The following is a 20,573-nucleotide window of genomic DNA, read 5'->3' as shown; positions in this document are numbered from 1 at the left end:
GCCGGCTCGCACGAGCAGCAGACGGGTGGGCGCGACGATCACCGCGGCAGGCTACCGAACCAAGCTGGGTGCCGCCCCGCACGGTGGCTACAACCGCTCTACCACCCGCCCGGAGGTGACCCGGAAGCGGTTGCGGGTGTCGAAGATGTACTGCGCGTTCTCCTCCACGAGCGCGTAGTCGAAGTCGTCGTGATCGGTGAGGACGACGACCGCGTCGGCCGCCATCACCTCGACGGCGGTCAGATCGACCAGCGTCACCCCGCCGAGCAGTCCGAGGTCCCGCGGCAGCGCGTGCGGCTCGACCGCGCGCACGTCGGCGCCGAGGTCGACGAGCAGCTCCGCGACCGCGCGGGCCGGCGACTCGCGCAGGTCGCCGACGTTGCTCTTGTAGGCAAGGCCCAGCAGCAGGATCCGGCTGCCGTTGATCGGTTTGAACCGGGCGTTCAGGCCGGCGGTCAGGCGCTGCACCACGTAGTGCGGCATGCCCTCGTTGACGTCGTTGGCCAGCTCGATGAACCGGAACCGCTGCCCGACCTCCCGCTTGACCTGCCAGGACAGGTAGGACGGGTCGATCGGCAGGCAGTGCCCGCCCACGCCCGGGCCGGGGTCGAAGGCCATGAACCCGAAGGGCTTGGTCGCCGCCGCCGCGATCGCCTCGCGCACGTCGACGCCGAGCTTGTCGGCCACGATCGCCAGCTCGTTGACCAGCGCGATGTTGATGTGCCGGAAGGTGTTCTCGAAGAGCTTGGTGAGCTCGGCGGTACGCGGGGCGGAGACCGGCACCAGCCGCTCCACGAACCGCTCGTAGAACGCGCGGGTCGCCGCCAGCGAGCTTTCGTCGATGCCGGAGACGAGCTTCGGCGTATTCCCCAGGTGCCAGGTGCGGTTGCCCGGGTCGATGCGCTCCGGGCTGTAGCCGAGGTGGAAGTCGTCGGGGGTGCGCAGGCCGCTCGTGTGCTCCAGCAGGGGCCGCAGCACCCGCTCGGTGGTGCCCGGATACGTGGTCGACTCGAGGATCACCGTGCAGCCGGGCCGCAGGTACGGCGCGATCTGCAGCGCGGCGTGCTCGATGTGGCTGATGTCGGGCACCCCGTCGGTGAGCGGGGTGGGCACCGTGATCGCGCAGGTGTCGAAGCCGGCCGCGTCCGTGTAGTCGTCGCTGGGCCGGTACCGCCCGGTCGCCAGCGCCCGGGCGAGCCGCTCGTCGGAGACGTCCTCGACGAAGGAGAGCCCGGCGCCGAGCGACTTGATGCGGTCGGTGTCGGTGTCGAGCCCGACGACGTCGTCGCCCGCCTCGACGGCCCGGATGGCCAGCGGCAGGCCGACGTACCCCTGCCCGATGATGACGACTTTGCCCATGATCATCCTATCTGGGAAGTCACCGGCCCGCCGGGCGCTGATCGCACCGACGGGCCGGGATACCCTTAAATCGTGATATGTCGGATTTATTCGGGCACGAAGTGTCTGGATAAATCCGAGACAGCGACGGTGGAAACCGGGAACCCGCATCCGACGAGGTGGTCGGTGACCTGGCCGGCGGCAGCCGGCAGACGCGAGCGCGGGGGAACCCGGCGAAGGATCAGTGCGTCGGGCGACGGCGGCGGTAGGCCAGGACCGTGCTGCCGACCAGGGCGGTCAGGCCGAGCAGGCCCGGCAGCAGCTCCGCGCCGTAGGTGCGCGGCCCGTCGTCCTTGGCGGCCGGGGCGGCCACCTCGTTGGCCTGCAGCCGGAACGGCGACCAGCCGCTGCGGAACGGGCCGAAGAAGCCGACCGGCCGGTCCCCGCCATCCCAGTGGCCCGCGCGCACCGGGCTCGAGCCCAGCGGCGTGCCGTCGAAGATGTCGTCCGGCCACGGGTTGCGCCAGGCCTGGACCCGCACGGCGGCCGTCAGCGTCTTGTGCGACTGCTTGCCGGTGACCTTGATGATCGCGTAGCCGGGCATCGACAGCCGGATCCGGGCCGAGAACCGGCCCTGGTCGTCGGCGCGGCGGTCACCGTTGACGCTCACGCCCCACGGGTTGTCGAAGCCACCGGAGTTGCGCGTGATGCGGTACTGCACACGGATCGCGATGGGCTCGCCGGCGACGAAGCTTCGCCCCTGCAGCCGCACCGCGTCGCCGACCGAGATCGACGCCGCGCTGACCCGGATGGCCGGAGCCGGCGCCGGGTATGCCGCCTCGGGGGCGGCCTGGGCAACGGTCGGTGCGCCGAGCACGGCCGCCGCGACGGCGGCGCCGGCGAGGCCGGCGAATGTTGTCAGCGCCGTTCTTGTTCGGCTTCGCATGGCTCTCCCTCTCCTCTCCCCGATCCTCACCGTAAACCCGCAAATCCCCTCGATAGGGGTGAACCGGACTTTTCCTCGCATGCTCATTTGTCGCAGGGCGGGCCCGCCGAAATCCGCGAGTTCCACGGCGCGCTGCCGGGCGTCAGCAGCAGCCGCGGGGTCACCGCGCCCTGGTTCGGCAGCGGCCCGGTCACCAGGTCGACCACGAGCGTGCTGTGCGCGCCCGGGGCCAGGTCCACGGTGAACACCGCGACCTCGCGGCCTTTCTCCAGCCCGGTGCCGAGGTCGACCTCGGCGCCGTCCTGCCGGGCGGCGACGGGCGAGCCGCCGGTCGGCGCGTACACCAGCACGTTGGTGCGCACCACCGACGGCCCGGCCAGGCCGAGCCCGAGCACGCTGGGCGGCAGGCCGCGGGCCGGCGCGTTGGAGCCGAGGGTGACGGTCACCCGCAGCGGGCGCGCACCGCCCGCAAGGCAGCGGCCGGTCTGCACGCTCACCGAGCGGGTCAGGTAGTAGCCGAGCTTCGCGCCGGTGCCGTCGTTGAGGAACACGCCGACGGTGGGGCGGGCGCCGTCGTCGTCGGGCAGCGTGCCGGCGAACACCGTCCCGGCGATGTCGGCCTGCTCCTGCGGGTGCGCGCTCCAGGCCAGCAGCCGCCGCTCGGCTGCCGCCCGCGACAGGGCGGAGGCCAGCTCCCGGCTGATCGGCACGCCGCCCATGAGCCGCTCGAGCACGGCCTTCGCGGCCCCGGCGAAGTAGGCGTCCTGGTCCGGCTCGGCGGCGATGGTGAGGTACACCTCGGAAAGCAGTTGGCGGACGGCGTTCCCGGCGGTCAGCTGCCCGCCGGTGGGCAGCGCCACCGGTCCGGTCGCGCCGAGCAGGTAGGCCAGCGCGACCGGGTCGGTGGCCAGCACCCCGTCGACCGAGCGGCCGGAGCGCTGCCGGTACATCTCGCGGATCAGCGCGGCGGCGGTCGGGAAGTCCGGGGTCAGGTTCACGTCGGCGGGATAGGTGCCGAGCCGGTCGGTGAACAGGTCCTCCTGGTCGGCGTCCAGCGGCAGCACCGGCGCGTCGAAGGTGCGCAGCGTCTTCGCCGCGGTGCCCTGCTCGACCAGGCTGAACCGGCCGCGGTCGGCCCGCACGACGGCGAACGCGCCGGGCATGCCGCCGGTGGCGCGGATCTCGGCGAGGTTCTGGAACAGCACCAGATAGGTCCGCGGTCCGTCGGCGCCGAGCAGCCGGGGCAGCAGCCGGGCCGCCCGCGCGGCCGGGTCCAGCAGCGGCACGACCCGGTCCAGGCCGTCGCTCACCTGCCGCACGGCGTCGCGGACCGGGCCGGTGAGCCCGGCGCGGTCGAGCGCGGCGAGGCGGCGCTGGGCGGCGCGGGCGGTGGCGGCGCCCGCGGCAATCCTGGGCGCCGCCGCCTCGACCGTTTTGAGATCCGCATCGGTACCGGACGAGCCGCGCCCCATCGCCTTGCTCAACCCGTCGGCGGCGTCGAGCAGCGGCGGCAGCACCCCGGCGGCGACGGCGTCCACGGCATCGGCGACCGCGCCGACCGCGGTGAGATCGTCCCCGGCGCCCGGCAGGCGCCGGCCGGCCCACCAGCTCGGCCCGTGCGCGTCGGCCCGCGCCGCCTCGGCCTGCCGGCGCAGGTCGCCGGCGGTGACCCGGGCCCCGGCCAGGTCCCCGGCACGCAGCTGCCGCTCCAGGTCGCCGACCAGGGCGATGGCCCGCCGCAGGTGCCCGGCCGCGTCGGCGCCGACCGCGGCCAGGCGCAGCCCGAACCCGGCGAGCAGCACGACCAGCGCGACGGCGGCCGCGACGAACCGTCGGCGGCGGGTGCGCAGCGGCCACCGCAGGCGCTCAGTCCGCACCGCTCACCACCTCTTCGACCCGATCCGGGGCGGTGACGACGAGCAGGGCGCGGTAGAAGTCGGCGCGACGGCGGGCCAGGGTCTCGGCGGCGTAGTTGCGGGCCCGGGCCAGGTTGCGCGCGGACGCGGCGGCCAGCGCGTCCGGGTCGGCCGCCAGCGCGGTGATCGCGCAGGCCAGCGCGACCGGGTCGCCGGGCGGCACCAGCTGCGCGCCGCCGAGCAGTTCGGGCACGCCGCCGACGCGGCTGGCGACCGCCGGCAGGCCGCGGGCCATCGCCTCGATGAGCGCCCGGGGCAGCCCCTCCGTGCGGGAGGGCAGCACGAACAGGTCGGCGTCGTCGAGGAACAGCCGGACCGGGGCGCCGGGCGGCACGGCGCCGGCGAAGGAGACCCGGCCGCCGAGGCGCCGCTCGCGGACCAGCCGCTCCAGGCCGGGGCGGCAGCGGCCGTCGCCGACGTGCACCAGGCTCGCCGACAGGCCCGCCTCGACCAGCAGCGGCAGCGCCTCGATCAGCACGTCGACGCCCTTGTACGGCTGCTCCAGCGAGCCGACGCTGACCAGCCGGACGGCGACCTTCGCCGCGCCCGGGGGCCGGCGCGGCCGGTCCGCGAACGCGCTCCGCGGCAGCTCGATGCTCGAGTAGGCGGCGCTGACCGCACCGGGCCCGGCCGGGTAGCGGGCCTGCAGCTCGCGCTCGGTCACGTAGGACACGGCGGCCGCGGCCCGGCACTGGGCCCGCAGCCGGCGGGTGAACCACCAGCGCAGCAGGGGGCGCAGCGGGTGCCGGGACGCGCCGGGGGCGAAGACGTCGTACGGGTCGCCGACCACCTCCAGCCCGAACGGGCTCCGCCGGCGGCGCAGCGCCCGGTGCAGCAGCGTGCCGATCGCCGACGGCACGCGCAGCAGCACCGCGTCGCCCGGCCCGGCCGCGGCGCGCACGGCGGCCCGCAGGCGGGGCAGGCGCAGCAGGTACCGCACCGGCCCGAGGTAGTACGGCAGCCCGTACACCTCCACGCCCTCGCCGTCGACGCGCTGGGCCCGCGGCGGGCGGCCGGGTGCGTCGGCGACCCGGGCCACGACCCGCACCTCGGCGAAGACGGCGCGGTACCGCTGCCAGAAGTCGTTGGCGGTGCCGGTCGTCGACCACACCCGCCCGTCGGGGGTGCGCTGGTACCGCTGCTCGCTGGTCACGACCAGGCGCACGCCGGCTCCTCCTCCGCGCGCGGGGCGGCCTCCGGCGTCACCCGCACCGAGACCAGCCGGATCACGCCGTAGAACACCGCGCCGTAGAGGCAGGTCTTGAGCAGCGACGCGCTCTCGCCGCGGAAGCCGTACATCCAGGCGACGGTGAACAGCAGGCTGCCGTAGGCGTAGACCGGCGCCCGGTCGATCCGGTTGGCCAGCCACCGGTGCACCAGGGTCAGCAGCGCGAACAGCACCGGGATGCCGAGCAGGCCGAAGTTGAGGTACGCCTCCCCGGTCAGCGAGAAGCCGTAGCCGGAGGAACTGCCGGGCGCGTAGCGGTCCACGAGCCACTGCGACAGCGGCTCCTGCGGTTGTCCGGGGACCAGGTTGAGCAGCGCGTGCAGGTAGCTCAGGCCGTGCTGGAAGGGCTCGGCCGACGGCACGTGCGTCATGACCCAGGTGTCGACGAAGAGCACCGAGCCCTGGTTGAGCACGCTGGCCTGCCCGCCACCGCGCAGGCCGAACAGCGCGGTCGCGCCGAACAGCAGCGCGGCGCCCCACAGCACCGGCCGCGGCAGCCGGCGCCCGCCGCGCACCAGCTCGCGGTGCAGGACCAGCGCGAAGAGCACGAAGATGAAGTCCCGCTCGCCGGTGGCCAGGCAGTAGGCGATGTAGACGGCGAGGTTGAGCCGGTAGGCGAACCGGCCGGTGGAGGTCTCGTACGCCACGAAGTACAGCGCGCACGCGCACATCTGCAGCAGCAGGTAGTCGTAGTGCAGCGGGCCGGCGACGGCGACGCGGTCGAGCTTGGTCCCGCTCAGGAACGCGCCGCCGCCCCAGGCGAGCACCCCCAGCCCGTAGAGCGCCAGCGCCGCCAGGACCGCCGGGACCAGCGGCAACCGGCGCTCGGCCGGGCGGCGCATCGGGTCGGCCACGTCGCGGCGCTGCCGCACGAGCAGGCCGGCGCCGGCGACGCCGGCGAAGGCGAGCAGCAGCCCGAGCGCGGCCCGGCCGATGAGCTGCGGGTTGGTGCCGCTGTAGATGGTGCCGCCGGTCAGGTAGCTCACCACCGGGCCGAAGCCGAACAGGAAGAAGTACAGGGTCAGGTAGCCCAGCGGGTCCCGGCGGCCCCCCGCGAACAGCAGCACCGGCCCGGCGACGGCCGCGAGACCGACCGAGAGCCAGGGCTCCTGCGCGAGGTCAAAGGGCACGCCGCAGCACCTCCAACTTGAGCGCGCAGTGCACGGCCGCGGCCGCTACCGTGGCCCAGGCCGCGCCGAGCGCGCCGTAGCGCGGCACCAGCAGCAGCGCGGCCAGCCCGGCGGTCACCAGCACCGCCGCGTTCACGGCGAGCTGGCCGGTGAAGCGGCGGGCGGCGGACAGGCCGGCGTCGAGCACGAAGCAGGCCCCGCCCAGGACCATGGCCAGCGCGAGCACGGCGAGCACGCGGCCCTGGCCGGCGTACTGCTCGCCGTACAGCCGCCGCAGCAGCCCGGAGCCGAACAGCCAGGCCGCCCACACGCCCAGCCCGCCGGCCACGCCGACGCCGAGCAGCGCCTGGCGCAGCAGGCCGCGGAAGCCCTCCGGGGTGCCGTTCGCGCGCAGCTCGGCCAGGCGCGGCAGCAGGGTCTGCGCGACGGCGGAGAAGAAGACGTTGCCGGTCAGCACGAGGTACCCGGCGGCGGCGAACGCCCCGAGCGCGGCGGCGCCGAGCCGGTCCTGCAGCGCGTAGCGAGGCACGTTCACGGTCAGCGAGGCGAGCCCGGAGGCCAGGCCCAGCGGCAGCGCGACCCACAGCAGCTCGCCGACGCCGCCGGCGGCCCGGTGGGTGCGCCGCGGCGGGCGCGGGCCGGGCCGGTTGTGGAAGCGGCCGGCGAACGGGGCGCAGCACATGAGCCAGGTGATCAGCGACGCCGCCGCGGAGCCGGCCGCGGCCCAGGCGATGCTGCTGGTGCCGTAGAGCAGCGCCGCGGTCAGCGCCACCGTCAGCCCGCCGTTGACCAGCTGCGCCGCCGCGATGCTGCGCTGGTCGTGGTGGCGCTGCAGCAGGCCCAGGTAGATGTCGCCCACGCCGTCGAAGGCCTTTGCCGCGCCGACGAGCAGTACCACCGCCGCGGGCAGGCGGAAGAGGACCACGATCGCGGCGATGACCAGCAGCGCCACCGCCATCGCCGCGAGCCGGATGCGCAGGTAGCGCCGGAACGGGTGCTCGCCGTTGGGGTCGGTGACGAGCACGGTGCGCAGCGACAGGCTCGCCAGCAGCACCACCGGGGCGCCGACCGCGAGGCCCAGCGCATACTGCCCGACCATCTCCGCGGTGCCCAGCCGGGCCACGACGACCAGGACCAGCCACTGGCACAGCGCGTAGCCGCCGTTGCCGGCCACGCCCCAGATCACGTTGCCGGAGAACGAGGGGCGCACCCGGCCCGCGCGATGCCCGGTCGCGGTCATCGAACGCCGGCTCCGCGCGGGCGGCGCCGTTCGCCTCGGCGCCGCTCGGCGCGCTCCAGCACGTCGGCGACCGCGCGGGCGGCCGGGCGCTGGGCGAACAGCCGGACCGCCCGCTCCCGGGCCGCCTCGCCCCGGCGGGCCAGGGTGCCGGCCCGGAAGTCGGCGTAGGCCTCGCGCAGGGCGGCGGCCAGGGCCGCCGGGTCGTCGCGCGGCACCATCCAGCCCGACGCCGGATCGACCGTCTCCGGCAGCGCGCCCGCGTCGGAGACGATGCTCGGCACGCCCATCGCGGCCGCCTCCAGCGCCGCGCCGTGGTTCTCCGACAGCGACGGGCTCACGCTGCAGTCCGCAGCGGCGTAGCAGTCGCGCACGTCCAGCGCGGACTCGTGCCAGTCGATGGTGCGGTCGGCCGGGACGTCGTAGCGCTCCAGCAGCCGCCGCTTGTGGGCCGCGCCGGCCGCGTCGAAGCCGCCGCCGAGCAGGACCAGCCGGGCGTCCGGGCGGTCCCGGGTGAACTCCCGCCAGGCGGCCAGCAGCACGTCGTGGCCCTTCACGCCGCGGCCCCGGCGGACCAGCCGCTTCGGCGCGTAGACGTAGGCGACCATGCACACCACGAACGTGTCGTCGCCGGCGCACAGCGCGTCGCGGGACGCGGCCCGGTAGACGGCCGAGGGCGGGGTGAACCGCTCGACGTCGACGCCGTACGGGATCGCCGGGGTCCGCTCCTCGCTCAGCCCGATCTCGCGGTAGAGCCCGGCGATGTGCTCGCTGCCGCCGATCGTGACGTCGTCGAGCCGGCACAGCCCCCGCTCGACCGCCCGGATCAGCGGGGACTCCAGAAACAGCGGCCCCGGCACCATGTGCACCCGGGCCGGCGCCGCGCCGCGGCGGCCGAGCGTGGCCAGCCGGCAGGCCAGCGCCGAGGCGTAGAGGTGGTAGTGCACCACGTCGGGTGCCAGGCCGCGCAGCTGCCGGCGCAGCCCGAGCAGGCCGCGCAGCGTCCCCGGGCCGGGCCGGAAGCGGAAGTCGAACGCGGACTGCACCACGTCGACGCCCCGGTCGTGCAGCGCCTTGCGCAGCTGTCCCTCGCTGCCCGGCGGCAGCACCGCCACCACCTCGTGGCCGCGCTCGCGCAGCTCGTCCACGTGCGGCAGGGTCCACCGGCCGCCGTCGGCGGTCTTGATCACCAGCGCCACCCTCATCGCGCGGGCACCCCCTTCACGGTCGTCTTCGGCTTGACGTCGCGGGTGACGCACGCGGCGGCGCCGACCGTCGCGTCGGCGCCGACCCGCAGCCCCTGCAGCACGCAGGCGGTGGTGCCGATGTACACCCCGGAGCCGATGTGGCAGTCGCCGGAGATCGCGGCCAGCGGGCCGACCTGCACGAAGTCGGCGAGCACGCAGTCGTGCCCGACGGTCGCGTTCTGGTTGAGATGCACGTGCCGGCCGATGGTGACGTTGGTGGTGACCCGCGCGCCGGCGAACGCCACGAATCCCTCGCCGAGCACCGCGTCGGGGCCGATCGTCGCCGCCGGGTGGATCAGCGTCGCCGCGGCCAGCCCGTGCAGGCGCAGGTCATCGTCGATGCGGGCGCGGATGCGCGGGTCGCCGATGCCGATCACGTAGCCGATCGACGGCCGCTCGTCGCTCAGCCGGCCCGTCGGGCCGAGGAACGGCACGCCGAGGGCGGCGACCCGGTCGAGGTTGCGCTGGCTCGGCCCGTCGTCGACGAAGCCGCGCACGGGCAGGCCGGCCGCCCGCGCGATCATCAGCAGCTCCCGCCCGTGCCCGCCGCAGCCGACGATCACCAGCCCGTTCTTCATCTGTTCACACCCTGGAACTCGTGTGCGGTCGCGGCGCCGGGCGCCGTGATGCCGTCGCGGCGCAGCACCGCGCGGGCGGTTTCGGCGAGGATGCGCAGGTCGAGCCCGAGCGAGCGGCGGCGCACGTACTCGAGGTCGTAGGCGAACTTCTGCTCCCAGCTCAGCGCGTTGCGCCCGCGCACCTGGGCCAGGCCCGTGATGCCGGGGCGCACGTCGTGCCGGCGCCGCTGCTCGGCGGTGTAGCGGCTCAGGTAGGCCACCGGCAGCGGGCGCGGCCCGACCAGGCTCATCTCGCCGCGCAGCACGTTCCACAGCGCCGGCAGCTCGTCGAGGCTGCTCGCGCGCAGGAACGCCCCGGCCGCGGTGAGCCGCTCGGCGTCGCTGCCCGGCCCTTCCCGCATCGAACGGAACTTGACCAGCGTGAACGGCGCGCCGTGCCGGCCCGCCCGCTCCTGGCGGAACAGCACCGGCCCGCCCAGCGTCGCCTTCACGAACACGGCGGTGACGGCCATGAGCGGCGCGAGCAGCACCACGGCGACGCCGGCGCCGACGAGGTCGAAGGCTCTTTTCATCGGGTACCCAGGAAATCGCTGATCGCGTCGAAGACCCGCCGGCGGGCGTCGTCGCGCAGGCCCGAGCCGCTGGGCAGGTTGAGGCCGGTGGCGAAGAGCCGGTCCGCGACGCCGGTCAGCCAGGCCCGGCGGTCGCGAAACACCGGCTGGGCGTGCATCGGCTTCCACACCGGGCGGGTCTCGATGTCCCGGGCGGCCAGCCACGCGCCGAGATCGGCGGCGGACCAGCCGGCCCGCTGCTCGTCGACCACCAGCGTGGTGAGCCAGCAGTTGGCGCCTGGGTCGCCCTCGCCGAGCAGGCGGGTGCCGTCGACCGCGGCGAACTGCTTGAGGTAGCCCTCCCGCAGCATCCGGCGCCGGGCGATCATCTCGTCGAGGCGGGTGAGCTGCGCGCGGCCCAGCGCCGCGAGGACGTTGCTGAGCCGGTAGTTGTACCCGACGTCGCGATGCTCGTAGTGCGCCACCGGCTCGCGGGCCTGGGTGGCCAGGTGCCGGCAGCGGGCGGCGAGCGCGCCGTCGCCGGTGAGCAGCATGCCGCCGCCGGACGTGGTCAGGATCTTGTTGCCGTTGAAGGACAGGGCCGCGACCCGGCCGAACGAGCCCGCCGGCCGCCCGTCCCGGCTCGCCCCGAGCGCCTCGGCGGCGTCCTCCACGATCGGCACGCCGAGCCCGTCCAGGGCCCGGTAGTCCGCGCAGGCGCCGAACAGGTCGACCGGCACGACCGCGCCCACCGTCCGGCCCTCCCGGCGCAGGTCGGCGGCGGCCCGGACGACCAGCTCCGGGTCGACGTTGCCGTCGCCGGGGAGGCTGTCGACGAAGACCGGTTCGGCGCCGGTGTACACCACCGCGTTCGCGGTCGCCGCGAAGGTCAGCGTCGGCACGATCACCGCCTGCCCGGGCCCGACGCCGAGTGCGAGCAGCGCCAGGTGCAGCGCGGCGGTGCCGGAGCTGACCCCGACCGCGTGCGCGACGCCGCACCGCCGGGCGATCTCGCTTTCGAATGCGTCGAGATCCGGCCCGACGGGCGCGACCCAGCCGGACCTCAGCGCGTTGACCAGATAGCGCTCCTCGACGCCGGAGACGTCCGGGGCCGAGAGATGGATACGCGTGTTCACCGCACACCCCCGCTGGAGTCCACCCTGATGCTCTTCGTCTGCCGGGCCAACCTGTGCCGGTCCCCGATGGCCGAGCGGCTGGCCCGCGCGCTGGGGCTGGCGGCGCAGAGCGCCGGCACGCACGCGGTGCCCGGCCGGGAGCTGCCCGCGCACGCCGCGACCGTGCTGCGCGAGCTCGGCGCCGACCCGGCCGGCTTCCGCAGCCGGCGGGTCACGCCGCCGCTGCTGACCGGGGCCGAGCTGGTGCTCACCGCGAGCCGGGCGGAGCGGGCGCACTGCGTGACGCTGGCCCCGGCGACCGCGGCGCGGACGTTCACGCTGCGGCAGTACGGCCGGTATCTGGCCGCGCTGCCGCCCGGTCCGCTCACCCCGGCCGCGGTCGCGGGAGTCCGCGGGCGGCTGCAGCCTGGCACGCCCGCGGACGACGATCTCGACGACCCGTTCGGCGGGCCGATCGAGGGCTTTCGGGACTGCGCCGAGACGATCACCGCCATCCTCAGGCTCCTCGCATCCCGGCTCTGACCGGTATGGACTCCGCCGCGGCCGGCTCCGGCGGTGCCGGTAAGCGCCGGCCCGGGCGCTCGGCGTCGCGCGGGCCGTAGTACGTGTACGTGTAGCCGTCGCCGGTGCCGCCCTTGGCGGCGTTGAGCACGCAGCCGAACAGCCGGGCCGACACCGCCTCGATCGCCTGCACCGCGGCCTGCGCCTGGGCCACCGTGGTCCGCCCGGCCCGGGCCACCAGCACCGCACCGTCGGCGCGGCTGGCCACCACGGCGGCGTCGGTGACGACCAGCAGCGGCGAGCTGTCCACGACCACGTAGTCGTAGGCCTCGCTCACCTCGGCCAGCAGCCTGGTCATCTGCTGCGAGCCGAGCAGTTCGCTCGGGTTGGGCGGGATCGAGCCGCTGGGCAGCACCCACAGCTCCCGGTCGCCCCAGCGCTGCACCGCGGTGTCGAGGTCGACCTGGCCGACGAGCACGTTGGTCAGGCCGACCGCGCCCTCCAGGTCGAGGTACCCGGCCAGCCGCGGCCGGCGCACGTCCGCGTCGACGAGCAGCACCCGGTGCCCGGCCTCGGCGAGCACGATGGCCAGGTTGCAGGCGATCGTGGACTTGCCCTCGTCGGGCAGCGCGCTGGTCACCACCACGCAGCGGGCCCGCCGGTCGGGGTCGACGAACTGCAGGTTGGTGCGCAGGTGCCGCATCGCCTCGCCGCGCGGCGACCAGGCCGCGTCCTCGACGAGCAGCGGGGATTCGATGGCGTGCGAATCATGGGGTACCGCCGCCAGAACGGCTTTTCCGGTCGCCTGACGAAGGCCCGCCGCCGACCGGATGCTGGTGTCCAGGACCTCCCGCACGACCGCCGCCGCGGCCCCGGCGACCAGCCCCAGCAGCAGCGCGATCGCGAAGTTGCGCACCGGCTGCGGGCTGATCGGCGTGGTGCTGACCCGCGGCCCGGTGACCACGTCCACGCGCACGGTCGGGTTGCTCGCCCCGGGCGGCGTCTCCAGGGTCGCCACCAGCGCGGCGAAGCGGGTCGCGACCGCCTGGGCGATGCGCAGCGCCCGGGCGCTGTCGGTGTCCACGACGGTGATCTCCAGCAGCACCGTGTCCGGCACGGTCCGCGCGCTGACCCGCCGCTGGATGCCGGCCGCGTCCAGCCCGATCGCCGGGTCCGCCGCCACGGCGCCCGCGAGCCGGTCGCTGTCGACGAGGTCGGCGTAGGAACGGGCGCGCTGCTGCGAGTACAGGCCGCCCTGGTACGCATCGTTGGCGCCGGTGTTGGAGGTGCTGACGAAGAAGGTGACCCCGGCGGCGTAGGTCGGCGCCGTCCGCGCCGTCACCACCACCGCCCCGACCAGCGCCAGGCACGCCGTCGTGGCCACCAGCCACCAGCGTTTGCGGACCGCGCTGACGTAGTCGCGCAGCTCCATACGCCATGACCTCCTGTAGCAGATCGTTAGACTCAGAGTGACATCCGCCTTGCGGTTTTGGGGTGCGATACGGCTTTTACGCCGAAATAAGCGGCTCATTCGTGAAGAATCGTCGCGTGGACGATCACCGACCCGCAGGGCCCGGGGACTGGCCCGCTGACCTCTACGCCTGGACCTGCGGGCTCGCGCTCGCCCTGTCGCTGTCCGCACCCCGCCCGCCCCTGACCGCCGCGGCGGGCACCATCCTGCTGGCGGCGGCCCTGCACTCGGCGGTGGCCTGGCCGGTGCGGCTCTACCGGCGGCGATACGAGTACGGCTCCGCGGCCGAGCTGCGCGCGCTGATGGCGACCGCCGCCATCGCCGGCGGCCTGCTGACCGCGCTGTCCCCCGTGCGCCAGACCGTCGCCCTGGCCGGGGGCGCCGCGGCACTCCTGCTGATGCTGGCCGTGCGCCTCGCCCGCCTGACCCGCCGCCGCGCCTCGCGGGCCACGGTCCCGGTGCTCATCTACGGCGCCGGCTCGGCCGGGCACCGCCTCCTGCGCGCGATGCGGCACGACCCGCACTGCCGCTACCGGGCCGCCGGCTTGCTCGACGACGATCCCTACAAGCGGCGGCTGCGCATTTCCGGCATCTCGGTGCTGGGCGGCATGCCCGAACTGCGCGACGCCCTGGCCTCGACCGGCGCGGCCGGCATCATCTTCGCGGTGCGCAACGGGGACGGCTCCCTCCTGCGCCACCTGCGCTCTGAGCTGGCACGGATAAGTCCGGACGCTTCGCGTCCTGACTTATCCGACTTATCATCATATTTTCTCAAGGTATTGCCCTCGCTCGACGACTCCCTCGACCGGCCGGTCAGCGTCAACGAGGTCCGCGACGTGCGGCTCTCCGACCTGCTGGGCCGGCGGCAGATCGACACCGACCTGGCCGCGATCGGCGACTACCTCACCGGCCGCCGCGTGCTGGTGACCGGCGCCGGCGGCTCGATCGGCTCCGAGCTGTGCCGGCAGCTGCACCGCTTCGCCCCGGCCGAGCTGATGATGCTCGACCGCGACGAGTCGGCCCTGCACGCCGTGCAGCTGTCGATCCACGGCCGGGCGCTGCTGGACGACCCGTCGCTGATCCTGGCCGACCTGCGCGACGCCGCGACGATCCGCGCGATCTTCGCCGCCCGCCGCCCGGAGGTGGTGTTCCACGCGGCCGCGCTCAAGCACCTCACGCTGCTGGAGCGCCACCCGGCCGAGGCGCTGCAGACCAACGTGCTGGGCACGCTCAACGTGCTGGAGGCGGCCGCGGCCATCGGCGTCGAGCGGCTGGTGAACATCTCCACCGACAAGGCGGCCAACCCGATCAGCGTGCTCGGGTACTCGAAGCGGATCACCGAGCGGCTCACGGCGTACCACGGCCATCTCAACGTCCGCTTCGGCAACGTCCTGGGCAGCCGGGGCTCGGTGGTCACCGCCTTCCGCGCGCAGATCGCCGCCGGCGGCCCGGTGACGGTCACCGACCCGCTCGTCACGCGCTACTTCATGACCGTCCCCGAGGCCGTCCAGCTGGTCATCCAGGCTGCCGCGCTGGGCGCCGGCGGCGAGGCGCTGGTCCTGGACATGGGCTCGCCCGTGCGCATCGCCGACCTGGCCCGCCAGCTCATCGGCGAGGCGCCAGTCGAGGTGGTGTACACCGGGCTGCGGCCCGGCGAGAAGCTGCACGAGGAGCTGTTCGGCGCCGGGGAGGCCGACGTGCGGCCGCTGCACCCGCTCATCTCGCACGTCGCCGTGCCGCCGCTGGACCCGGTGCTGGCCCGCGCGCTGACCGCCGTCGCCGCCTCGCCGGCCGGGCTGATCGGCGCGATGGCGGACCTGTGCGTCGTGCCGAACGTGGCTATCGACGTGCCGACGCTATCTGCCGCTCGTACCAGCTGACCGTCTCGGCCAGGCCTGCGTCCAGCGGCACCGGCCGGTGGTCGGGAAACAGCTCCTCCAGCCGGCCGGAGTCGGCCTGGGAGTCGCGCACGTCGCCGGGGCGGGCCGGGTCGAAGACCACCTCGACCGGCCGCCCGGCCAGCTCGCGGATCCGCTCGAGCAGCTCCAGCAGGGAGGTGCGCGTGCCGAAGGCCAGGTTCACCGGCGTCGGGCTGGTCACCCGGCGCACGGCCGCGTCGGTCAGCAGCCGCGCCACCGACCCGACGTAGGTGAAGTCGCGCGTCTGCCGGCCGTCGCCGTGGATGTGCACCGGCTGCCCGCGCAGCGCGGCGTCGGCGAAGGTCGGGATGACCGCGGCGTAGGCGTGCCCGACCGACTGCAGCGGGCCGTACACGTTGAAGAACCGCAGCGCGAGCACCGGCAGCCCGTAGGTGGCCCCGTAGGCCAGCACCGCCGACTCGGCGGCCAGCTTGCTCGCCGCGTAGGGGCTCTGCGGCCGGGTCGGCAGTTCCTCGTGCTTGGGCAGGATCCGCGTCGGGCCGTAGACCGACGACGAGGAGGCGGCGATGATCGGCGTGTCCCGCCGCCGGCACGCCTCGAGCACGTGCACGGTCCCGGTGGCGTTGACCAGATGGCTGCGCACCGGGTCGGCGACCGACCGCGGCACGCTCGGCCGCGCGGCGAGGTGGACGACCACGTCCGCCTCGGCCACCGCCGCATCGATGGCGGGCCGGTCGAGGATGCTCCCGACGACCAGCCGCGCCTCGACGCCGTCAAGGTTGCGTTCGCTACCCGTGGTGAGGTCGTCGAACGCCACGACCTCCGCGACGCGCGGATGCGCCGCCAGCTCCCGGCACAGATTCGCGCCGATGAACCCCGCTCCGCCCGTGACCAGAACTCTCATCGTCCCAGTCCAACGCCCCAAAAGCGGGTGAGTGACGCTTTTGGGGCGATTTGGACGATTCGGCCGGGATTTCTCCGCCGTTCAGCCGATCGAAGCGAGCCGGGGCAGGACTTTCTCGGCCAGTTCGGTGGCGAACTCGACCGGGTTGCGCTCGGGCATGGTCTGCACCTCGGTGATACCGAGGCCGGCGAGCTGCTCGACGTAGGCCAGCCACCCGTCGACGTCGGCCAGCGGCGGGCGCACCGCCAGCGCGGTCTTGACGATCGAGTCGTAGTCGCGCCCCTCGGTAGCGCAGTGCTCGCGCAGGATGTCGAGCTTGCGGGCCACGTCCTCGGGCGAGGTGGCGAAGAGGTTGCAGGCGTCGCCGTACTTGGCGACCAGGCGCAGCGTCTTCTTCTCGCCGCCGCCGCCGATCATGATCATCGGGTGCGGGCTGGTGATGGCGGGCGGGGAGTTCAGCGTCTCGGTCAGCTGATAGTACTGACCGTGGTACTCCTCGACCTTGCCGCTCCACATCTGCAGACAGATCTGCAGTGTCTCCTCGAGCCGCTCGAAACGCTCGGCCACCGGCACGACCGGAACGCCCAGGCCGCGCTGCTCGCGCTCGTACCACGACGCGCCGATGCCCAGCCGCGCGCGGCCGCCGGAGAGCACGTCGAGGCTGGTGACGATCTTGGCCAGGAGGCCCGGGTGGCGGTACATCACGCCGGTGACCAGCACGCCCAGGCTCATCCTGGAGGTAAGGGCGGCGACGTAGCCCAGCGTGGTGTAGGCCTCCAGCATCGGCTCCTCGGCCGGCGCGGAGGCCTCCATCTGGAAGTAGTGGTCCATGACGGAGAACGCGGCGACCCCGGACTGCTCGGCGATCAGGGCCGTCTCGCGCAGGGTCGGTCCGATCTCGATCGGCTCGGCAGGCTTCGCGTAGTTCCAGTAGTGCAGACCCAGCTTCATGCGCCCATTCTTCCTCGCCTCCCGCGGCCCCGCCCATTGCATCGACTTACCTGGGGGCGCGCTTCGGCCCGTCGTCCGATAGGGTGCCGAACCAGGAGATTTCGTGCCAGACAACAGGGGAATGCCAGTGCCAGCCGGGCCTCAGCGGATCACCGTCGTCGTGCCGACGTACAACGAGCGAGACAATCTGCCACAGCTGGTGGAGCAGCTGGCGGCGTTGTCGATGCCTAACCTGCGGGTGCTGGTCGTCGACGACAACTCACCGGACGGTACCGGTGAGGTCGCCGACAAGCTGGCCGCCCAGTCGCCGAACCTGGTCGGCGTGCTGCACCGCACCGCGAAGGACGGGCTCGGCCGGGCCTACATCGCGGGGCTGTCGCAGGCGCTCGAGGAGGGCGCCGACGTCCTCATCCAGATGGACGCGGACCTGTCCCATCCCACCTCCGCCGTCCCGGCGATGATCGATGCGCTGGCCGGCGAGGGCGTGGGCGTGGTGCTCGGCTCACGCTACGTGCCCGGCGGCAGCGTCGCCGGCGAGTGGCCGTGGCACCGCAAGGCGCTGTCGGCGTGGGCGAATTTCTACGTCAACGCCATCCTGCGCATGGGCGTGCGGGACGCGACGGCCGGCTTCAAGGCGTGGCACGCCGACACGCTGCGCCGCATCGACATCGCCTCGATCCGCAGCAACGGCTACTCGTTCCAGGTCGAGATGAACTACCGCACCGTGCGGCAGGGCCTGCGGATCGTCGAGGTGCCGATCCGCTTCAGCGAGCGCACCGCCGGCGCGTCCAAGATGAGCCTGCGCGTGCAGCTGGAGTCGGCGCTGATGCCGTGGAAGCTGCGGTTCGGCGCTCGACCGTAATCGTTCGCGCCTCCCGACGGCCGCGGCACCTCCGGGTGTCGCGGCCGTCGGCGCATTCGGCGCTCTTGTCATCCTTGTTCGGCGCGCTTTGTCATCCTTGTTCGGCGCTCTTGTCATCCGACTGGCGGGCGGTTGGGTCCCGCGCTGCCGACAACGCGGCTGCAACCGAGCCGCTACCTTAAGTGGACCAGCCCGGCGACGGGCTGTCGGGAAGGCAGAGATCCGCCGGGCGTCCTTTGGTCGCCGTATCGGCCCGGCGGGGAGCCAGTGGCGAAACCGGCCCCGAACAACTCATGTTCCAAGGGGAGATCCGGTGGGTTCGTTCTTGCGTGCGACAACGCATTCCTGACGCTCTCTCGATTTTCTCGCCAATCCGACCCGCTTTTTGGCGGTCGCTGCACCCTGCCCGAGAACTGAGGAGTCACCCGTGCACAAAAAGGTCGTCCTCGGCATTTCCGCCGGCGTCGCCGTGGTCGCGCTGGGCCTCGGCATCGGCTTCGGCGTGGCACACCACGGCCCGTCCGCGCCGGCGCCGGCCGCGGAGAGCCGGCCCGCGAAGAACGGCGAGGTGCCGGCGCCGCCCGCGCCACCGCAGCTTCGGCCGTCCGAGCGCGTCGTCGTCATCGGCAAGTAGCACCAGAGATTCGGGAGAGCTCGTGTTCCAGTCCAAGAAGCAGAAGATCGCCGCCATCGGCGCGACCGCGGCGGCCGTGCTCGTCGGCGTCGGCGCGGCCGCTTACGGCGCGGTGCCCGACAGCGGCACCGGCGTGATCACCGGCTGCCGCAACACCGGCACGGGGGCGCTGCGCGTCATCGATTACCAGGGCGGTGAGCGCTGCAAGAGCGGCGAGCAGCGAATCCAGTGGAACAACCAGGGCCCCAAGGGCGACAAGGGCGCGACCGGCGCTCAAGGCGCGACCGGCGCTCAGGGCCCGGCCGGCGCGAAGGGTGCCACCGGAGCAACGGGCCCGGCCGGCGCCAAGGGTGCCACCGGCGCGACGGGCCCCCAGGGCCCCGCGGGCGCGAAGGGCGCGACCGGCGCCACTGGCCCGCAGGGTCCGGCCGGCGCGAAGGGCGCGACCGGCGCCACGGGTGCTACGGGCGCCACCGGCCCGGCCGGTCCGAAGGGTGCCACCGGCGCCACCGGACCCGCCGGCGCGACGGGCCCGGCAGGTTCGGCCGGTGCGACGGGTCCCGCAGGTCCGGCCGGCACGACCGGCCCGGCAGGGCCCGCAGGCGCCACCGGCCCGGCAGGGCCCGCAGGGCCCGCGGGGCCCGCGGGCGCCACCGGTCCGGCCGGAGCGACCGGCGAAACCGGTGCGAAGGGTGATAAAGGCGACAAGGGTGACACCGGCGCGACCGGGGCCCAAGGCGAAAAGGGCGACACCGGGGCCACGGGCGCCACGGGCGCGCAGGGCGAAAAGGGCGACACCGGCGCGACCGGCGCCAACGGCGCGACCGGCGCCAACGGCGCGCAGGGCGAAAAGGGCGACACGGGCGCGACCGGGGCCCAGGGCGAAAAGGGCGACACCGGGGCCACCGGCGCCACAGGCGCTCAGGGCGAGAAAGGCGACACCGGCGCCCAGGGTGAGCAGGGCGAAAAGGGCGACAAAGGGGACCAGGGCGAGCAGGGCATCCAGGGCATTCCCGGCGTCAACGGCAAGGACGGCGCCCCCGGCCCGCAGGGTGAGAAGGGCGATAAGGGCGATAAGGGGGACAAAGGCGACAAGGGCGACCAGGGCGAGAAGGGCGACGCCGGCGTGCAGGGTCTGCCCGGTATGCCCGGCGCCAGCGCGTACGACATCGCCAAGGCCGCCGACCCCAGCATCGGCACCGTCGACGAGTGGCTGCAGTCGCTCGTCGGCCACGGCACCGACGGCAAGGACGCCTACCAGATGGCGGTCGACAGCGGCCTGTTCACCGGCACGCCGGAGGAGTGGCTCGCCTCGCTGAAGGGCGACAAGGGCGACAAGGGCGACACCGGCACGGCCGGTGCCATCGGGGCCAACGGCGCGACGGGCGCGAACGGCGCCGACGGTGCCACCGGTGCCGCGGGCAAGGACGGCAGCAACGGCAAGGACGGCTCGAACGGCACGTCGATGCTGACCGGCGCCGGCGCCCCCGACGCCGCCCTGGGCTCGCTCGGCGACGTGTACCTGAACACGGCCGACTTCACGCTGTACAAGAAAACCGGCACCGGCACCTGGTCCAGCATCGGCAGCATCAAGGGTGCCGCCGGCGCCCAGGGCCCGGCGGGGGCCACCGGCGCGACCGGCGCGCAGGGTCCGGCGGGACCGGCCGGCACGGTCAAGGTCGCCAGCGCACCGGTCCAGTTGTCCAGCGGCAACAGCTCGATGACGCTGTCGTGCAACAGCGCGAGCTACATCGTGCTGGGCGCCGGCTACACGTCGGCCAAGACCGGGTCGGCCAGCTTCTCGCAGACCGCCTCGGCGAAGGTGCAGACCGACGAGGCCAACCAGCAGTGGTCCATCACGTTCAGCAAGACCGGCAACGGCACCGTGACGATCACGCCGTTCGTCATCTGCGCGCCGGTCGGCTGATCCATCCGGAACCGCCGAGGGCCCCGGTCGGCGCCGGGGCCCTCGCTGCAGCCGATCCGCAAACAAAGCCGCATATACGAAGTGTCGGATAAATCTGGTCACGGAGTGGCCGGATTTATCCGGATAAACCGGAGCC

The 20,573-nt window shown here is 74.1% G+C and carries 18 protein-coding genes; 5 read left to right on the top strand and 13 right to left on the bottom strand.

Annotated elements, in window-relative coordinates:
- Window positions 1-87: 87 nt before the first annotated feature.
- The 10 genes from ACQPXD_RS02045 to ACQPXD_RS02000 form a co-directional block, all read right to left on the bottom strand.
- A complete protein-coding gene (locus tag ACQPXD_RS02045; RefSeq protein WP_432834233.1) occupies window positions 88-1,359 on the bottom strand; it encodes a nucleotide sugar dehydrogenase in 1,272 nt (423 codons plus the stop codon).
- Window positions 1,360-1,579: 220 nt separating this feature from the next.
- Window positions 1,580-2,284 (bottom strand): hypothetical protein, encoded by a 705-nt coding sequence (locus tag ACQPXD_RS02040; RefSeq protein ID WP_432834231.1) that lies wholly within the window; start codon window positions 2,282-2,284, stop codon window positions 1,580-1,582.
- A gap of 83 nt (window positions 2,285-2,367) precedes the next feature.
- Window positions 2,368-4,161, bottom strand: coding sequence for a DUF4012 domain-containing protein (locus ACQPXD_RS02035; RefSeq protein ID WP_432834229.1), 1,794 nt, complete (start codon window positions 4,159-4,161; stop codon window positions 2,368-2,370).
- Entirely contained in the window at window positions 4,151-5,365 is a 1,215-nt protein-coding gene (locus tag ACQPXD_RS02030; RefSeq protein ID WP_432834228.1) for a glycosyltransferase family 4 protein, read from the bottom strand. Before ACQPXD_RS02030 ends, ACQPXD_RS02035 begins: the two co-directional genes overlap by 11 nt.
- Window positions 5,350-6,558 (bottom strand): O-antigen polysaccharide polymerase Wzy, encoded by a 1,209-nt coding sequence (gene wzy / locus ACQPXD_RS02025; RefSeq protein ID WP_432834226.1) that lies wholly within the window; start codon window positions 6,556-6,558, stop codon window positions 5,350-5,352. Before wzy ends, ACQPXD_RS02030 begins: the two co-directional genes overlap by 16 nt.
- Window positions 6,548-7,798 (bottom strand): lipopolysaccharide biosynthesis protein, encoded by a 1,251-nt coding sequence (locus ACQPXD_RS02020; RefSeq protein ID WP_432834224.1) that lies wholly within the window; start codon window positions 7,796-7,798, stop codon window positions 6,548-6,550. Before ACQPXD_RS02020 ends, wzy begins: the two co-directional genes overlap by 11 nt.
- A complete protein-coding gene (locus ACQPXD_RS02015) occupies window positions 7,795-9,000 on the bottom strand; it encodes a glycosyltransferase (protein ID WP_432834222.1) in 1,206 nt (401 codons plus the stop codon). Before ACQPXD_RS02015 ends, ACQPXD_RS02020 begins: the two co-directional genes overlap by 4 nt.
- Window positions 8,997-9,620 carry an acetyltransferase gene (locus ACQPXD_RS02010; protein ID WP_432834220.1) on the bottom strand — a complete coding sequence of 208 codons (624 nt, stop codon included), beginning with the start codon at window positions 9,618-9,620 and terminating at the stop codon, window positions 8,997-8,999. The genes ACQPXD_RS02015 and ACQPXD_RS02010 overlap by 4 nt, the downstream gene beginning before the upstream one ends.
- Entirely contained in the window at window positions 9,617-10,192 is a 576-nt protein-coding gene (locus tag ACQPXD_RS02005) for a sugar transferase (protein ID WP_432834218.1), read from the bottom strand. Before ACQPXD_RS02005 ends, ACQPXD_RS02010 begins: the two co-directional genes overlap by 4 nt.
- The gene (locus tag ACQPXD_RS02000) at window positions 10,189-11,307 is read right to left on the bottom strand and encodes a DegT/DnrJ/EryC1/StrS family aminotransferase (RefSeq protein WP_432834216.1); all 1,119 of its coding nucleotides are present in this window, start codon (window positions 11,305-11,307) and stop codon (window positions 10,189-10,191) included. Before ACQPXD_RS02000 ends, ACQPXD_RS02005 begins: the two co-directional genes overlap by 4 nt.
- Here ACQPXD_RS02000 and ACQPXD_RS01995 point away from each other — a divergent pair.
- A complete protein-coding gene (locus ACQPXD_RS01995) occupies window positions 11,290-11,829 on the top strand; it encodes a low molecular weight phosphatase family protein (RefSeq protein WP_432834214.1) in 540 nt (179 codons plus the stop codon). The two genes, ACQPXD_RS02000 and ACQPXD_RS01995, sit on opposite strands and share 18 nt — an antisense overlap.
- On the opposite strand, the gene ACQPXD_RS01990 is transcribed toward ACQPXD_RS01995, so the two are convergent.
- On the bottom strand, window positions 11,804-13,240 hold the full coding sequence (locus ACQPXD_RS01990) for a polysaccharide biosynthesis tyrosine autokinase (RefSeq protein WP_432834212.1): 1,437 nt from the start codon (window positions 13,238-13,240) through the stop codon (window positions 11,804-11,806). The genes ACQPXD_RS01995 and ACQPXD_RS01990 overlap by 26 nt on opposite strands.
- A gap of 116 nt (window positions 13,241-13,356) precedes the next feature.
- Here ACQPXD_RS01990 and ACQPXD_RS01985 point away from each other — a divergent pair, with 116 nt between their 5' ends.
- Window positions 13,357-15,159 (top strand): polysaccharide biosynthesis protein, encoded by a 1,803-nt coding sequence (locus ACQPXD_RS01985; protein ID WP_432834210.1) that lies wholly within the window; start codon window positions 13,357-13,359, stop codon window positions 15,157-15,159.
- Here ACQPXD_RS01985 and ACQPXD_RS01980 read toward each other — a convergent pair.
- Complete coding sequence (locus ACQPXD_RS01980; RefSeq protein ID WP_432834208.1) at window positions 15,119-16,063, bottom strand: NAD-dependent epimerase/dehydratase family protein; 945 nt, start codon at window positions 16,061-16,063, stop codon at window positions 15,119-15,121. The genes ACQPXD_RS01985 and ACQPXD_RS01980 overlap by 41 nt on opposite strands.
- Window positions 16,064-16,144: 81 nt before the next feature.
- Complete coding sequence (locus ACQPXD_RS01975; RefSeq protein ID WP_432834206.1) at window positions 16,145-17,014, bottom strand: LLM class F420-dependent oxidoreductase; 870 nt, start codon at window positions 17,012-17,014, stop codon at window positions 16,145-16,147.
- Between the two features lie 121 nt (window positions 17,015-17,135).
- Here ACQPXD_RS01975 and ACQPXD_RS01970 point away from each other — a divergent pair, with 121 nt between their 5' ends.
- From ACQPXD_RS01970 to ACQPXD_RS01960, 3 genes are all read left to right on the top strand, one after another.
- A complete protein-coding gene (locus ACQPXD_RS01970; RefSeq protein WP_432834204.1) occupies window positions 17,136-17,876 on the top strand; it encodes a polyprenol monophosphomannose synthase in 741 nt (246 codons plus the stop codon).
- A gap of 427 nt (window positions 17,877-18,303) precedes the next feature.
- Window positions 18,304-18,510, top strand: coding sequence for a hypothetical protein (locus tag ACQPXD_RS01965; RefSeq protein WP_432834202.1), 207 nt, complete (start codon window positions 18,304-18,306; stop codon window positions 18,508-18,510).
- A gap of 76 nt (window positions 18,511-18,586) precedes the next feature.
- A complete protein-coding gene (locus tag ACQPXD_RS01960) occupies window positions 18,587-20,437 on the top strand; it encodes a spore surface glycoprotein BclB (protein WP_432834200.1) in 1,851 nt (616 codons plus the stop codon).
- The last annotated feature ends 136 nt before the right edge of the window (window positions 20,438-20,573 follow it).

Origin of the sequence: Dactylosporangium sp. CA-092794 (assembly GCF_050948465.1) — a bacterium.
Taxonomy (GTDB): domain Bacteria; phylum Actinomycetota; class Actinomycetes; order Mycobacteriales; family Micromonosporaceae; genus Dactylosporangium.
This window is presented reverse-complemented; position numbering and strand designations above follow the sequence as displayed.